The following is a 14,894-nucleotide window of genomic DNA, read 5'->3' as shown; positions in this document are numbered from 1 at the left end:
GCAGGTCTTGGATGCGCGAGGCAGTCGCTTCACGCGGTATACCCGTCCCCGGGCTCCTGCGGAGCGGGGACGGCCCCATTCGCCGGGCGGCCGCGACACCGGTCACGTCTCGACCCCCCTTGAAGTGACATACGGTCAATTTGCGCCCTGGGTTCCCTCGTTGCTGATGCGCAGCCTTGCGGAGGACGATCCTACGTTTGAACCCCGGGGGCGCATCAAGGGTCTCACGACGGCATATGCGCCGGGGTGCGATCCCAGTCCGCCGGAAGTACCGGAACAGGCCAGCGCGGATCGGGCCGCCACTGCTCCCATCCCTGGGAGAACGGCCCGCCCCACGCCTTGATGACATCGACCGCCGCCGCCCCGGCCGCCCTCACCCGCCGGGCCTGGGCCGCGTCCATCAGCCCGACCCGCTGGGCCTGCGCGAACTCGTCCTCGTCCCGCCACTGCCAACTGCGGTCCGGGTAGACGGAGATGTCGAGAAAATGGTCCTCGGAGTCGATCCCGTCCGACCACCGCGTGCGCGGCTCCTCCAGGTTCACGTACCAGCTCTTGAAGCGCCAGCCCCGTTCCCAGAACAGCCAGACCGACCAGGGCTCGCCGGGGCGCGCGAGCTTGAGCACGCCGGTGCCGAACCAGCGCGCGCGCTCCGTCGTGCGCGGGGCGGTGTACCGGGTCGCCAGCGGCTCCTCGTGCACCGGCGTGCCGTCGGCGAGCACCGGCTTGACGCACTCCGTGCCGGGCGCCATCCACACCGCGAGCAGTTCGTCGGTGTCCTGGACGACGGTGACCGGGCGGCAGATGTGGAACCCGCGCTTCGGACCGGGGGCATGGTCGCGGTAGCGCCAGAGGATCTGGTCCCCCGGCGCCCAGTGGTGCATGCCTCCGGTACCTGTCATGCGCAGATCTTAGGAGCACGGTCAAGGGGGCGCTGCGATGCAGGTCACGACCTGCTCGTCAGGGGTGCGTCATCCGCATGACGTCCAGTGCCTCGTCCAGCTGCGCCTCGGTGAGGTCGCCGCGCTCCACGTAACCGCCCTCAAGCACCACCTCGCGGATCGTCTTGCGCTCGGCCAGCGACTTCTTGGCGACCTTCGCGGCCTCCTCGTATCCGATGTACTTGTTGAGCGGGGTGACCACCGACGGCGAGGACTCCGCGTACTCCCGGGCCCGCTCGCGGTTCGCGGTGATCCCGTCGACCGTGCGGTCCGCCAGCAGCCGGGAGACGTTGGCGAGCAGCCGCACCGACTCCAGCAGGTTCCGGGCGATGACCGGAAGCATCACGTTCAGCTCGAAGTTGCCGGCCGCGCCCGCCGCCGCGACCGTGGCGTCGTTGCCGGTGACCTGCGCGGCGACCATCAGTACGGCCTCCGGAATGACCGGATTGACCTTGCCGGGCATGATCGAGGAGCCCGGCTGGAGGTCGGGAAGGCTGATCTCGGCCAATCCCGTACGAGGCCCGGACGCCATCCAGCGCAGATCGTTGGAGATCTTGGTGAGCGAGACGCCGATGGTGCGGAGCTGGCCGGACGTCTCCACCAGGCCGTCCCGCGCGCCCTGTGCCTCGAAGTGGTCGCGGGCCTCGGTGAGCGGCAGCCCGGTGGCGCGCGCGACCTCGGCGATCACGGCCGCCGAGAACCCGGGCGGGGTATTGATCCCGGTGCCCACGGCGGTGCCGCCGAGCGGGAGTTCGGCGAGCCGGGGCAGCGAGGCCCGCAGCCGCTCCACGCCGTATCGCATCGCCGCCGCGTAGCCGCCGAACTCCTGTCCCAGGGTGACGGGAGTGGCGTCCATGAGATGCGTACGCCCCGACTTCACCACGTCCGCGAACTCGGCGGCCTTGCGCTCCAGCGCTTCGGCGAGGTGGTCCAGGGCCGGGACCAGATCGCCGGTGACGGCGGCGGTGGCGGCGATGTGGATGGAGGAGGGGAAGACGTCGTTGGAGGACTGCGAGGCGTTGACGTGGTCGTTGGGGTGGACGCCCCGGCCGAGCTTCTCGCTCGCCAGCGTCGCCAGGACCTCGTTCATGTTCATGTTCGACGAGGTGCCCGAGCCGGTCTGGAAGACGTCGACCGGGAAGTGCTCGTCCCAGCGCCCCTCGGCGACCTCGGCGGCCGCCTCCTGGATCGCGCCCGCGATGTCCTTGTCGAGCACGCCGAGTTCGGCGTTGACCTTGGCGGCGGCCGCCTTGATCCGGGCCAGCGCCTCGATGTGGGCGCGCTCCAGACGCTGCCCGGAGACGGGGAAGTTCTCCACCGCCCGCTGGGTCTGGGCCCGCCACTTGGCGTGCGCGGGGACCCGCACCTCGCCCATGGAGTCGTGCTCGATGCGGTACGCAATGTCGTTCATGTCGATGAACCTCCTGGCAAAGTTGAGCAGTTGTCTTGTTCCAGCTATTCCCCCTGCGCCCTACTGGCCGGTAAATACCGGTGGTAACAAACCACCGGGGAGGCGCAATGAGGCGCACCAGGCACAGACTTCGCACCACGTTCGCGGCCACCGTGGCCGCGGCGGCCGCGTTCGGCGGCATGACGGCGACAGCGGCGACCGCGCACGCGACGACGACCGGGACGACCGCGCACGGGGCGACGGTACAGTCGACCCCTCTGTCGCCCGACCTGGAGAAGATCCGCGCCGCCGAGGCGGTCAAGCTGTACGGGGATTCCGCCGAGCGGCCCATGGATCAGCGCAAGACCGGGCTGATCTCGCTCGGCGACAGCGAGATCTCCGGCGAGGGCGTCGGCACCTACGAGGCCGGCACCAACGGCCCCGACAACTGGTGCCACCGCGCCCCCGACTCCGCGATCCACCGCACCGGCATCCCCGCCGACGAGACGTACAACGTGGCGTGTTCCGGCGCGTACACCGGCAACATCAAGATAGGCGGCACCAAGCAGTACGCCGACGAACTGGTCCAGAGCGACAGCCTCGCCATCAAGGCCCGCAACACCCGGATCAAGATGGTGCTGCTGGTCGCGGGGGCCAACGACGACCTCCAGTTCGGCCCGGTGATGACGGACTGCGTCGAGCGGTATCTGCTGCTCCAGGGCCCGTGCGAGTCCAAGTACGCGCCCGGCTGGCAGGCGAGGGTGGACGGCCTGGTGCCCAAGGTCGAGGCGACCGTCAACGACCTGAAGACCGTGATGCGCGACGCCGGGTACGCCGACGGCGACTACAAGCTGGTCGTGATGGGCTACCCGAGCCCGATCGGCCCCGACTTCCACGACAACCCGAACTTCCCCGGAAAGCTCGTCTGCGGCGGCCTCGGCTACGACTCCGACACCGTCTGGGGCCGCAACACCGCGGTGCCCGCCTTCGAGCGCGGGATGCGCAAGGCGGCCGCCGACACCGGCGCGGTCTTCCTCGACAACTCGCGGCTCTTCAACGGCCATGAGGTGTGCATGGAGGACACCTGGGCGCGCGGCCTGTACATCGACCTCTCCAAGCCCGGCCTGCCGGACTCCAACTCGGTCCGCCAGTCCTTCCACCCCAACTACCGGGGCCACGGCGCCTTCGCGTCCTGCCTCACCCAGATCTACGACGCGGACGTACGCGAGGGCAGCTGCGCCGACCCCGCGTCCACCGGCTCGCCGGTGCTCTACCCGCTCGCCTGGGACGACGCGTACCAGCCGCTGAAGAACACGGCCACCGGCAGCTGCCTGGACGTGTCGGGCGCCAGCAGCGCGAACAACACCGCCGTCATCGGCTGGGACTGCCACGGCGGCCGCAACCAGGGCTGGTGGTACGACACCGACCGCAGGTCGCTGCACACCCAGCTCACCCAGGACCGCTGCCTGGACGTCCCGGGCGCGAACTACACGGCCGGGGCCAGGCTGATCATCTGGAACTGCCACGGCGGCGCCAACCAGGAGTTCGTACGGGACGGCTCCACCCTGCGCCCGGCGGCGGCCACGGGCCTGTGCGCCACGCTGTCGGCGGCGAAGGACCCGCTGACGCTGAGGGCGTGCGACGGATCGGCGGCGCAGACCTTCGCGTGACGACGAAGGCCTCCGCATAGCCGACGACCCCTCCCTTTAGGTTAGGCTGTCCTAACTTACAGGGAGGGGATCGGGTGTGAGTGCCGAGGTCTATCGCGACACCTGGGGCGTCCCGCATCTGCGGGCGGCCGACGCCCGTGAGCTGGCGTACGCACAGGGACGGGTCACCGCCGTCGACCGGGCCTGGCAGATCGAGGTCGAACGGCACCGGGTGCAGGGCACCACGGCCGCCTTCCTCGGCCCCGACGCCCTCGGCTGGGACCGCTTCGCCCGCCAGACGCGGCTCGCGGACACCGCCCGGCGGTGCTTCGAGGCGCTGGACGCGGAGACGGCGGAGTGGGTCACGGAGTACGTGGCCGGGGTCAACGCGGGACTGGCCGAAGTGAGCGTCCACGAGGGCCAGTTCGCGGCTGTCGGCCTCGCTCCGGGCCGCTGGGAGCCCTGGACCCCGCTGGGCGTGTGGCTCTCCACGCACATCCTGTTCGCCGGATTCCCCGCCAAGCTGTGGCGCGAGCGGGCGCTGGCCCTGCTCGGCCCGGACGCGGTGGACCTGTTCGCCACCGACGGCCCCGGCACCTCCGGCTCCAACGGCTGGCTCGTCACCGGCGAGCACACCGCGACCGGCGCCGCGCTCATCGCGGGCGACCCGCACCGCTTCATCGAGGACCCTGGCGTCTACCAGCAGATCCGGCTGGCCTGCCCGGAGTTCGACGTCGTGGGCCTCGCCGTGCCCGGCGTCCCCGGCATCGCCCACTTCGGCCACACCGGCTCGGTCGCCTGGGCCATCACCAACGCCATGGCCGACTACCAGGACCTCTACCGCGAACGCCTGCGCCGCGGCGATACGGGAGTGGAGGCGCTGGGCCCCGACGGCTGGCGCCCCGTACCCGCCCACACGGAGACGATCGAGGTGGCGGGCGCGGCCCCGGCCACGGTCGAGGTGATCGAGACCGAACGCGGCCCGGTGATCATCGGCGGCCCCGACGCGTCGGACGCCATCAGCCTGCGCCACCCGCCCCGGGCGACGGCGGACCTGGGCTTCGCGGTGCTCCCGGCGCTGCTCCGAGCGAAGACTTCCGACGACATCGACAGGGCGGTGGACGCCTGGGTCGAGCCGGTCAACGTCGTCCAGGCGGCGGACACCGAGGGCGGCGTACTGCACCGGGTGGCGGGCCGCGTACCCCTGCGGCACGGCGACAACCGCGTACGGGTCGTACCGGCCTGGGAGCCGGGTCACGAGTGGACGGGCTGGGCGGAGATGCCGCGCGCGGAGGTGTCCGGGACGGCGGTGATGGCGAACCAGCGGGGCCTGGCGGAGCCGCTCGGGGTGGAGTTCGCGCCGCCGTACCGGGCGGACCGTATACGGCAGTTGCTGTCGACGCAGACGGCCTGGACGCCGGCCGGGATGGCGCGGATCCACACGGACACGCACCTCCAGTCGGCGGCGCCGCTCCTGTCGTTGCTCTGCTCCCTGACGGGCCTGAGCCCGGCGGCGGAGGGGCTGAGGAATCGTCTGATGGCCTGGGACCGCCGGATGGAGGCGGATTCGAGCGACGCGATGGCGTACGCGACGGTCCGCGCGGCGGTGGTACGCAACCTGGCGGCGGCGCCCGCCTTCTCGGACCTGACCGAACTCCCGCCCCTGCCGGACCTGTTCCTGCCGTGGCTGGCGCTGACCCCGCGCATTGCCTTCGCGCTGGAGACGATCCTGACGGCGGAGTGGATGCTGCCGGATCTGGACCGGGTGGGGGCGGTGCGTTCGGCGCTGGAGGAAGTGGCGGGGCAGGAGTTCGCCGCGTGGGGCGAGGCGCACCGGCTGGCCCCGTGGCAGGCGCTGCCCACGACCGAGGAGTGGCCGGGGTTGGCGGGCGACCACGACTGCGTGCTGTCGACGAGCAGCGTGCCGGGCGTGACGCACCTCAGCGCCCGTGGCCCGGCGGCGCGTTACGTCTGGGACCTGGCGAACCGCGACAACAGCCTGTGGGTGGTCCCGCTGGGCGCCTCCGGGGTGCCCGGGAGCCCCCACCAGCGGGACCAGCTTCCGCTGTGGCGGGCGGGGGAGTTGGCGCCCGTGGTGACGGACTGGAACGAGTTGAGGAGAGAAGTGGGCGCGGTGCGGGCGAGCGTGTACGAGCAGAAGGTCGAAGGGTTCGGAACGGTACGGGTGTTGCCGCTGGATCCGGCGGGGGACGCGGAGGTCGTCCATGGGTGGGTGACGGAGGAGCGGGCGGAGTTCTGGGGCATGCGGGACGCGTCGCTGGATGACGTCCGCGCCACCTACGAGTACGTGGCGTCGCTCGCCACGCACCACGCGTTCCTGGTGCATCTGGACGATGAGCCGGTCGGGCTGTTCCAGACGTACGACCCTGCGGCGGATCCGGTGGGGGAGTGCTACGAGGTGCGGCCGGGGGACTGGGGCGTCCACATCCTGGTGGCCCCGTCGTCGTCGCCCCGCGCCGGGTTCACGGGCGTCCTGATGTCGGTCCTGACGGCGTACGCGTTCCAGGACCCTGCGCATCTGCGCCTCGTGGTCGAGCCGGACGTCCGCAACGAGAAGTCCATCGCGCGCATGGTCCGCTCGGGGTTCGTCCTCGGCCCGGAGGTGACGAAGCCGGAGAAGCGTGCGCGACTGGCGTTCTTGGACCGTTCTTCGATCCCCACCCCACCCCTTCCCTAAAGCCCTGGGCGGGCGGCCGGGTGGTGGGTGGAGGGCGACTTCCCGGGGGCGAGGCCCCCGGACCCCGTTTTTCGGCTGCGGGCCGGTGGGGGCTGGTCGCGCAGTTCCCCGCGCCCCTTAAGGGGCCCTTCGGGCCCTCCTTGATGGGCCCGAAGGGCCCTCTTAGGGGCGCGGGGAACTGCGCGAGCAACCCAGCACGATCCGCAGCCAAAGCGGGGTGCAGGGGCGCAGCCCCGCGTACCCACCCCCAGGGGCGAGCCCCGTAACCCACCCACCCCCAGGGGCGAGCCCCGTAACCCACCCACCCCCAGGGGCGAGCCCCGTAACCCACCCACCCCCAGGGGCGAGCCCCGTAACCCACCCACCCCCAACGGCGCAGCCGCGCAACCCACCCACCCAGCAGGGTCCGGGGCGGAGCCCCGTAGCGGGGTGCAGGGGCCGCAGGCCCGCCCGGGGTCCAGGGGGCGGAGCACCCAGGGGGTGCAGGGGCGCAGCCCCGCTTGGGGGTTCGGGGGCCCAGCCCCCGGGAAAACACCTCCGCCCCCTCCCGCCCCCGGAGGGTTTAGGGAAGGGGCGGGGTGGGGGCTGTCCCGGCGTCAGGACTGCGTCGCGCCGCGCAGCGGAATGTTCAAGAACGTCGGCGGCTCAGCCGGGGCCTGGAAGAAGTCGTTGCCCTTGTCGTCGACCACGATGAACGCCGGGAAGTCCTCGACCTCGATCTTCCACACCGCCTCCATCCCGAGCTCCTCGTACTCGACGACCTCGACCTTCTTGATGCAGTCCTGGGCGAGCCGGGCCGCAGGGCCACCGATCGAGCCGAGGTAGAACCCGCCGTGCGCGTCGCACGCCTTGGTCACCTGCGCCGACCGGTTCCCCTTGGCCAGCATCACCTTGGACCCACCCGCCGCCTGGAACTGCTCCACGTACGAGTCCATACGGCCGGCCGTCGTCGGCCCGAAGGAGCCGGACGCGTAACCCTCCGGAGTCTTCGCGGGACCGGCGTAGTACACCGGGTGGTCCTTCAGGTACTGCGGCATCTCCTCACCCGCGTCCAGCCGCTCCTTGATCTTCGCGTGCGCGATGTCGCGCGCCACGACCAGCGGGCCGGTCAGCGAGAGCCGGGTCTTGACCGGGTACTTGGTGAGCTCGGCGAGGATGTCGTCCATCGGCCGGTTGAGGTCGATCCGTACGACGTCGTCCGAGTCCGCGGACAGGTGCTCGTCCGTCGTCTCCGGCAGGAACCGCGCCGGGTCCTTCTCCAGTTCCTCCAGGAACACACCCTCGGCCGTGATCTTCGCGACCGCCTGGCGGTCCGCCGAGCAGGACACGGCGATGGCGACGGGCAGCGAGGCGCCGTGCCGGGGCAGACGCACCACGCGTACGTCGTGGCAGAAGTACTTGCCGCCGAACTGCGCGCCGATCCCGATCTTCTGCGTCAGCTCGAAGACCTTCTGCTCCAGCTCCTGGTCACGGAAGCCGTGCCCGGTCGCCGAGCCCTCGGTGGGCAGCTCGTCGAGGTAGTGCGCGGAGGCGTACTTCGCGGTCTTCAGCGCGAACTCGGCGCTGGTGCCGCCGACCACGATCGCCAGGTGGTACGGCGGGCACGCCGCCGTACCGAGCGAGCGGATCTTCTCCTCCAGGAACTTCATCATGGAGGCCTCGTTGAGGACGGCCTTCGTCTCCTGGTACAGGAACGACTTGTTGGCCGAGCCGCCGCCCTTCGCCATGAAGAGGAACTTGTACGCGCCGCCGTCCGTCGCGTACAGCTCGATCTGCGCCGGCAGGTTCGAGCCGGTGTTCTTCTCCTCCCACATGGTGAGCGGAGCCATCTGCGAGTAGCGGAGGTTGAGCTGCGTGTACGCGTCGTAGATGCCGCGCGAGAGGGCTTGTTCGTCGCCGCCCTCGGTCAGCACGTTCTGCCCGCGCTTGCCCATCACGATCGCCGTGCCGGTGTCCTGGCACATCGGCAGCACGCCCGCCGCCGCGATGTTCGCGTTCTTCAGCAGGTCGAGCGCCACGAACTTGTCGTTGCTCGACGCCTCGGGGTCGTCGATGATCTTGCGCAGCTGGGCCAGGTGGGCCGGGCGCAGATAGTGCTGGATGTCGTGGATCGCCTCGGCGGCGAGCTTGCGCAGCGCCTCCGGCTCGACCTTGAGGAACGTACGGCCGTCGGCCTCGAAGGTGGAGACACCCTCGGAGGTCACCAGGCGATACGGGGTGGCGTCCTCGCCCAGGGGGAGCAGATCGGAGTACGCAAACTCTGGCATTACGGCCATTCCTCACTCGGCAGACAGCGACTGAACCTCCATTGGCGCAGCACCCTCAAGCGTATGCGGCCGACGCGGTGGTGATTCTGTGAGGTAAGGCTCAGTTCCGCCCATCCCTGACGCGACCCTGGTCGGACCCTGAGTTCACCCCTGATCCGCCCCTGATCCGCCGGTCGCCCCCTAGTCGCGATCTATCGCGTCTCGGTACGCTGAAACCGTGGATCTCGAAAAGCACGCCCAGCCGCCGCAGCCCGCGCCGACCGCCGGGGCCCTGCGGGCCTCCGACGCCGACCGGGACCGGGTCGCCGACATCCTGCGCGAGGCCCTGGCCGAGGGGCGGCTCGACGCGGAGGAGCACGCGGAGCGCGTCGACGGTGTGTACCGCGCGAAGACCATGAGCGAACTGGAGCCGCTGGTACGGGACCTGCCCGCGGCCGCCGACGGCGCGCCCCGCTTCGCCGCCCCGGCCGCGCACCCCTCGTACGCGACCGCACGCGCCGAGGACGAGGCCGCGGGGCCCGTCGCCGCCGAGAACCTGGTGGCGGTCTTCTCCAGCTCGACCCGCAAGGGCCGCTGGCGCATCGGGCGCCGGACCAACGCGTTCGCGCTCTTCGGCAGCGTCGAGATCGACCTCACCGAGGCGTACTTCGAGCAGCGTCTCTCCGTCATCAACGCGACCTCGATCTTCGGCAACATCGAGGTCCGGGTGCCGGAGAACCTGACGCTGCGCGGCAGCGGCACCAACGTCTTCGGGAATTTCGAAGTGGACACGCTGGAGGCCGAGCATCCCGAGGCGCCGGTCGTGGTCGTGAACGGGTACTCGGTATTCGGCAACATCGAGGCCAAGCCCAAGCGCGGCAAGCGGATCGCCGACCTCCACGACCGCCTGCGCAAACGCCTCGACTCCTGACCCATCGCAACCGCACACTTTTGGACACCGGCGCACGATCGGAGTTCCGCCAAGGGAACTCAGTGCATAGGCGCGCGCACAGCGGGTAGGGACTGTCGCATCGTCGCTCGCTCGCGAAGCCGTCGTCAGCCGTCGTCAGGAGTTGGCCGTGCTGCATCCGCCGCATCAGTCCCTGCAGGTCGCCGCCGCCGTACCGCCGCAGCGCGGCCCAGTACGGGAGGACGGCGCGGGCCCGTGGCACACGGAGGCGGTCTGTCGCCGGGACGAGGCGGGACTTTTCTTCGCCCCTTCGAAGGAGCCGACGGCCGCCCGGCTGTCGCGCGAGGAGGCGGCCAAGCGCGTCTGCGCGCGCTGCCCCGTGATGGTGGAGTGCCGCGAGCACGCCCTGCTCATGCCCGAGCCGTACGGGGTGTGGGGCGGCCTGACGGCGGCGGAGCGGCGTGTGGTGCTGGCCCGGCGGCGCCGGCGCGAGGTGGAGCTCAAGAAGGCCGCGTCGGCCGCCTGACGTACGTGAAGGGGCGCCCCCGTCCGCACAACGGGGGCGCCCCTTCACGTACGTAGTACGTGCTCGCTACTTCGCGCGGTCGAAGTCGATCTGGCTGTAGGCGCGCAGCTTCGAGAGGCGGTGGGTGGAGTCGATCTGGCGGATGGTGCCGGACTTGGAGCGCATGACGAGCGACTGCGTGGTCGCGGTCTCGCCGCGGTAGCGCACGCCGCGCAGCAGTTCGCCGTCGGTGATGCCGGTGGCGACGAAGAAGACGTTCTCGCCGGAGACCAGGTCGTTGGTGCTGAGCACGCGGTCCAGGTCGTGGCCGGCGTCGAGGGCGCGCTGCTTCTCGGCCTCGTCCTTGGGCCACAGTTTGCCCTGGATGGTGCCGCCGAGGCACTTGATGGCGCAGGCGGAGATGATGCCTTCGGGGGTGCCGCCGATGCCCATGAGCAGGTCGACGCCGGTGCCCTCGCGGACGGCCATGATCGAACCGGCGACGTCGCCGTCGGTGATGAACTTGATGCGTGCGCCGGTCTCGCGGATCTCCTTGACGATGCCCTCGTGGCGGGGGCGGTCGAGGATGACGACCGTGACGTCCTCGGGTGCGGAGTTCTTGGCCTTGGCGACGCGGCGGATGTTCACCGAGACGGGGGCGTTGATGTCGACGAAGTCGGCGGCCTCGGGGCCGGTGACGAGCTTGTCCATGTAGAAGACGGCCGAGGGGTCGAACATGGTGCCGCGGTCGGCGGCGGCCAGGACGGCGATCGCGTTGGGCATGCCCTTGGCGTTGAGCGTGGTGCCGTCGATCGGGTCGACCGCGATGTCGACCTCGGGGCCGGTGCCGTCACCGATGCGCTCCCCGTTGTAGAGCATGGGAGCTTCGTCCTTCTCGCCTTCCCCGATGACGACGACGCCGTTCATGGAGACGGTGGAGACGAGGGTGCGCATGGCGTTGACCGCGGCGCCGTCCGCGCCGAGCTTGTCGCCGCGACCGACCCACCGGCCCGCGGCCATGGCGGCGGCCTCGGTGACCCGGACCAGCTCCAGGGCGAGGTTGCGGTCGGGAGCCTCGGGCGAGACCTCAAGCTGGGGCGGCAGGTTGTGCTCGGTCATCGGAGCGCACCTTTCTGTACGGCGACGGCCGGGGAAAAGAGGGTGCCCCGACTCTATCGGTACGTCGACAAAATGAGCAGAGGGGGCCACGTATGAGCAGCGACATGACCTGAGACCATGGGTGCGTGGCAGGAACGCGTGGCAAGCAGAGTGTGCGGAACATGCTGCAGTCGTTGGCGGTGATCGGTATCGCCGTGGCTGTGATCTACATGTTCGTCCCGCACGACGAGAACAAGGACCCGAACGTCAAGGCGATCGACTACCGCGTCGAACTCCTGACGGCCCGGCGCGCCGCGCCGTACCCGGTGGCGGCACCGGTGGGGCTCCCCGACCAGGCCAAGTGGAAGGCGACCTCGGTCACCTTCGACGGCAAGGACAACAACGCCTGGCACCTGGGCTTCCTCGACCCCGACACCCAGTACGTGGGGATCGAGCAGTCCTCGGCGCCGGACCGCGACAAGTTCGTGGGGTCGGTCGCCAAGCAGGCGACGAAGACGGACCACACCCAGCAGATCGCGGGAGCGACCTGGCGCCGCTGGGACGGCCCGAAGTACCACGCGCTCGTACGCGAGGACAAGGGCTCCACGACGGTGGTGACCGGCACGGCGCCGTTCGCGCAGCTGGAGAAGGTGGCGGCGGCGCTGGAACTGAAGAAGTCGTAAAGGCGCAGTCCAGACGGCGAAAGGCCGCCGCACCGGTGGGATCGGTGCGGCGGCCTTTCGGCGTTGCTGTGGGGCTCAGACGGTGGTGACGACCTCGTCGAAGGCGAGGCGGGGGCTGCGCGGGAACGAGGCGCCCTCGCCCGGCTTGCCGATGTTGACGACCATCAGCGGGGTGTGGTCGCCGTCCAGGAACTCCTTCTGGACGCCGGCGGCGTCGAACCCGGTCATCGGGCCGGCGGCGAGCCCGGCGGCGCGGACGCCGACGATGAAGTAGGCGGCCTGCATGGCGGCGTTCAGACCGGCGGCGCTCTCACGGACCGGGCGCTCGCTGAAGAACACGTCCTTGGCCTGCGGGAAGTGCGGGAAGAGCTTCGGCAGCTCCTCGTGGAACTCGTTGTCCGCGGCGAGGATCGCGACCAGCGGGGCGGCGGCGGTCTTGGCCTGGTTGCCCTCGGCCATCTGCGCCACGAGCCGCTCCCGGGCCTCGGCCGACCGCACCAGGACGATCCGCAGCGGCGTCTGGTTGAAGGCGGTCGGCCCGTACTTGACCAGGTCGTAGATCGCCTGGACCTGCTCCTCGGTCACCGGCTCGTCGGTGAACGTGTTGGCGGTACGGGCCTCACGGAAGAGGAGGTCCTGGGCGGTGGGGTCAAGGGCGAGAGACATTGCGTACGTACCTTCCGGACTTACGGGGTCCGCTTGCGGGGGATCAAGCGGTGTCGCCACGGTACGACGGAGTTAGGTTAACTTTCAACTAAATGGGGGGTCGGGTGATGGGGTTCACAAGGGGGGTCGGTTTCCAGCCAGGGTTGGCCCCCACCCTGCCCGTTCCCTAAACCCTCCGGGGGTGGGTGGGTGGTCGCCCGGGGGCTGCGCCCCCGGACCCCGAGGTGCGTGTTCAGGTGCGGGCCGGTGGGGGCTGGTCGCGCAGTTCCCCGCGCCCCTGGGTAGTTAGGGGCGCGGGGAACTGCGCGAGCAACCCAGCACGATCCGCAGACGAACGCCCTCCGGGGCGGGGTGCAGGGGCCGCAGGACCCGCGAGAGGTTCAGGGGGCGGAGCTCCCAGGGGGTTCAGGGGGCGCAGCCCCGCTCGGGGTCCGGGGGCGCAGCCCCCGGGTAGCCACCTTCACCCCCACCCACCCCCGGAGGGTTCAGGGAAGGGGTGGGGTGGGGAACGTCACCGCTCGACCTCCAGCGCCGCATCCAGCCGCGCCCGCGCCCCCTCCAGCCACCGCCCGCACACCTTCGCCAGCGCCTCCCCCCGCTCCCACAGCGCCAACGACTCCTCCAGCGTCGTGCCCCCCGCCTCCAACTGCCGTACCACGTCGATCAGTTCGTCCCGAGCCTGCTCGTACCCGAGCGACTCGGACGACGCCGACGCCCCTGAGGCACCGCCCGCACCCGGCTCGGCCACATCCTTCGCACCCATACCCGTCACCCTACGCATCCGTCCCGACGACAACCGTGAACCCACCCTCGGCCACCCTGGCCCGCAACTCCTCGCCCCCGGCGACCTCCGACGGCGACCGCACCACCGCCCCGTCCGCCCGCTGAAGCACCGCGTACCCCCGCTCCAGCGTCGCCGCCGGCGACAGCGCGACCACGCGCGCGCGGGTGTGGGACAGCTCCGAGTCGGCCCGGTCGAGCAGATGGCCGAGGACCCGGCGCGAACGGTGGACCAGGGCGTCCACCTCGTCCGCCCGGTCGTCCACCATCCGGTGCGGCCGCTCCATCCAGGGCCGCGCCAGCATCCCGGCGAGCCCCCGCTCCTCCCGGTCGACGAGCCCGACGACGTGCCGCCGCGCGCGGTCCCGCAGCATCCGGACCCGGTCCAGCTCCTCCCCGACGTCGGGGACGACCTTCTTCGCCGCGTCCGTGGGCGTGGACGCCCGCAGGTCCGCGACCAGGTCGAGCAGCGGCGAGTCCGGCTCGTGCCCGATCGCCGACACCACCGGCGTACGGCACTCGGACACCGTCCGCACCACCCGCTCGTCCGAGAACGGCAGCAGATCCTCCACACTGCCGCCGCCCCGCGCCACGATGATCACGTCGACGTCCGCCTGCGCGTCCAGCTCCTTCACCGCCGCCACGACCTGCGGCACCGCGTGCACCCCCTGCACCGCCACGTTCCGCACCTCGAACCGCACCGCGGGCCAGCGCCGCCGCGCGTTCTCCAGGACGTCCCGCTCGGCCGCCGAGGCGCGGCCCACCACGAGCCCGACGAGCTGCGGCAGAAACGGCAGCGGCCGCTTGCGGTCCAGCGCGAACAGCCCCTCCGCCGCGAGGGACCTCTTCAACTGCTCAAGGCGCGCGAGCAGTTCGCCGATCCCCACGGGCCGTATCTCCGTGGCCCGCAGCGACAGCTGCCCACGCGGCGCGTACCACTCCGGCTTCGCGAGGAGCACCACGCGCGCGCCCTCCGCGACGACGTCGGCCACCGCGTCGAACACTTGCCGGTAGCAGGTGACCGACACCGAGATGTCGTGCGCCGGGTCACGCAGCGTCAGGAACACCACGCCCGCGCCGGGCCGCCGCGAGAGCTGGGTGATCTGCCCCTCGACCCACACCGCCCCCAGCCGGTCGATCCACCCGCCGATGAGGCGCGACACCTCACCGACCGGCAGCGGCGCCTCGGCACTCGTATTCAGACCCATGTACGCAGGCTAACGGCCCCCACTGACACCGGCCCCGACCCGCCCGCGACGCGCCCTTGGCACCGGCCCCGACACAGGTCCCGGCGCGGCGTACCCGCCCGCTACCCAGGCGCCCCCAGCGCG

At 71.1% G+C, this 14,894-nt stretch carries 12 protein-coding genes; 5 read left to right on the top strand and 7 right to left on the bottom strand.

Going from position 1 to position 14,894, the window contains the following annotated elements:
* Positions 1-224: 224 nt before the first annotated feature.
* Together BG418_RS24425 and BG418_RS24420 are read right to left on the bottom strand one after the other, a co-directional pair.
* Complete coding sequence (locus BG418_RS24425; protein ID WP_188276122.1) at positions 225-899, bottom strand: DUF402 domain-containing protein; 675 nt, start codon at positions 897-899, stop codon at positions 225-227.
* 58 nt (positions 900-957) lie between these two features.
* A complete protein-coding gene (locus BG418_RS24420; protein WP_188276121.1) occupies positions 958-2,349 on the bottom strand; it encodes an aspartate ammonia-lyase in 1,392 nt (463 codons plus the stop codon).
* A gap of 107 nt (positions 2,350-2,456) precedes the next feature.
* Between BG418_RS24420 and BG418_RS24415 the strand changes: the two genes are divergently transcribed.
* Positions 2,457-3,998 carry a ricin-type beta-trefoil lectin domain protein gene (locus BG418_RS24415; protein WP_188276120.1) on the top strand — a complete coding sequence of 514 codons (1,542 nt, stop codon included), beginning with the start codon at positions 2,457-2,459 and terminating at the stop codon, positions 3,996-3,998.
* Between the two features lie 76 nt (positions 3,999-4,074).
* Positions 4,075-6,675, top strand: a complete 2,601-nt coding sequence (locus tag BG418_RS24410; protein ID WP_188276119.1) for a GNAT family N-acetyltransferase — start codon at positions 4,075-4,077, stop codon at positions 6,673-6,675.
* A 596-nt stretch (positions 6,676-7,271) separates the two neighbouring features.
* On the opposite strand, the gene BG418_RS24405 is transcribed toward BG418_RS24410, so the two are convergent.
* Positions 7,272-8,942, bottom strand: coding sequence for a fumarate hydratase (locus tag BG418_RS24405; RefSeq protein WP_188276118.1), 1,671 nt, complete (start codon positions 8,940-8,942; stop codon positions 7,272-7,274).
* Between the two features lie 217 nt (positions 8,943-9,159).
* Here BG418_RS24405 and BG418_RS24400 point away from each other — a divergent pair, with 217 nt between their 5' ends.
* Entirely contained in the window at positions 9,160-9,852 is a 693-nt protein-coding gene (locus tag BG418_RS24400) for a DUF1707 domain-containing protein (RefSeq protein WP_188276117.1), read from the top strand.
* A gap of 148 nt (positions 9,853-10,000) precedes the next feature.
* Complete coding sequence (locus BG418_RS24395; RefSeq protein WP_188276116.1) at positions 10,001-10,357, top strand: WhiB family transcriptional regulator; 357 nt, start codon at positions 10,001-10,003, stop codon at positions 10,355-10,357.
* 66 nt (positions 10,358-10,423) lie between these two features.
* On the opposite strand, the gene glpX is transcribed toward BG418_RS24395, so the two are convergent.
* Positions 10,424-11,455 carry a class II fructose-bisphosphatase gene (glpX, locus tag BG418_RS24390; RefSeq protein WP_188276115.1) on the bottom strand — a complete coding sequence of 344 codons (1,032 nt, stop codon included), beginning with the start codon at positions 11,453-11,455 and terminating at the stop codon, positions 10,424-10,426.
* Positions 11,456-11,580: 125 nt separating this feature from the next.
* Between glpX and BG418_RS24385 the strand changes: the two genes are divergently transcribed.
* The gene (locus BG418_RS24385) at positions 11,581-12,117 is read left to right on the top strand and encodes a DUF4245 domain-containing protein (protein ID WP_188276114.1); all 537 of its coding nucleotides are present in this window, start codon (positions 11,581-11,583) and stop codon (positions 12,115-12,117) included.
* 75 nt (positions 12,118-12,192) lie between these two features.
* Here the strand turns inward: BG418_RS24385 and BG418_RS24380 are convergent, their stop codons facing one another.
* From BG418_RS24380 to xseA, 3 genes are all read right to left on the bottom strand, one after another.
* On the bottom strand, positions 12,193-12,783 hold the full coding sequence (locus BG418_RS24380; protein ID WP_188276113.1) for a malonic semialdehyde reductase: 591 nt from the start codon (positions 12,781-12,783) through the stop codon (positions 12,193-12,195).
* Between the two features lie 511 nt (positions 12,784-13,294).
* Positions 13,295-13,546: an exodeoxyribonuclease VII small subunit gene (locus tag BG418_RS24375; protein ID WP_188276112.1), complete on the bottom strand. Its 252-nt coding sequence runs from the start codon at positions 13,544-13,546 to the stop codon at positions 13,295-13,297.
* A gap of 10 nt (positions 13,547-13,556) precedes the next feature.
* Positions 13,557-14,771 carry an exodeoxyribonuclease VII large subunit gene (gene xseA, locus BG418_RS24370; RefSeq protein ID WP_188276111.1) on the bottom strand — a complete coding sequence of 405 codons (1,215 nt, stop codon included), beginning with the start codon at positions 14,769-14,771 and terminating at the stop codon, positions 13,557-13,559.
* Positions 14,772-14,894 lie beyond the last annotated feature (123 nt).

It is taken from the genome of Streptomyces sp. CBMA152, assembly GCF_014596475.1.
GTDB lineage: Bacteria > Actinomycetota > Actinomycetes > Streptomycetales > Streptomycetaceae > Streptomyces.
This window is presented reverse-complemented; position numbering and strand designations above follow the sequence as displayed.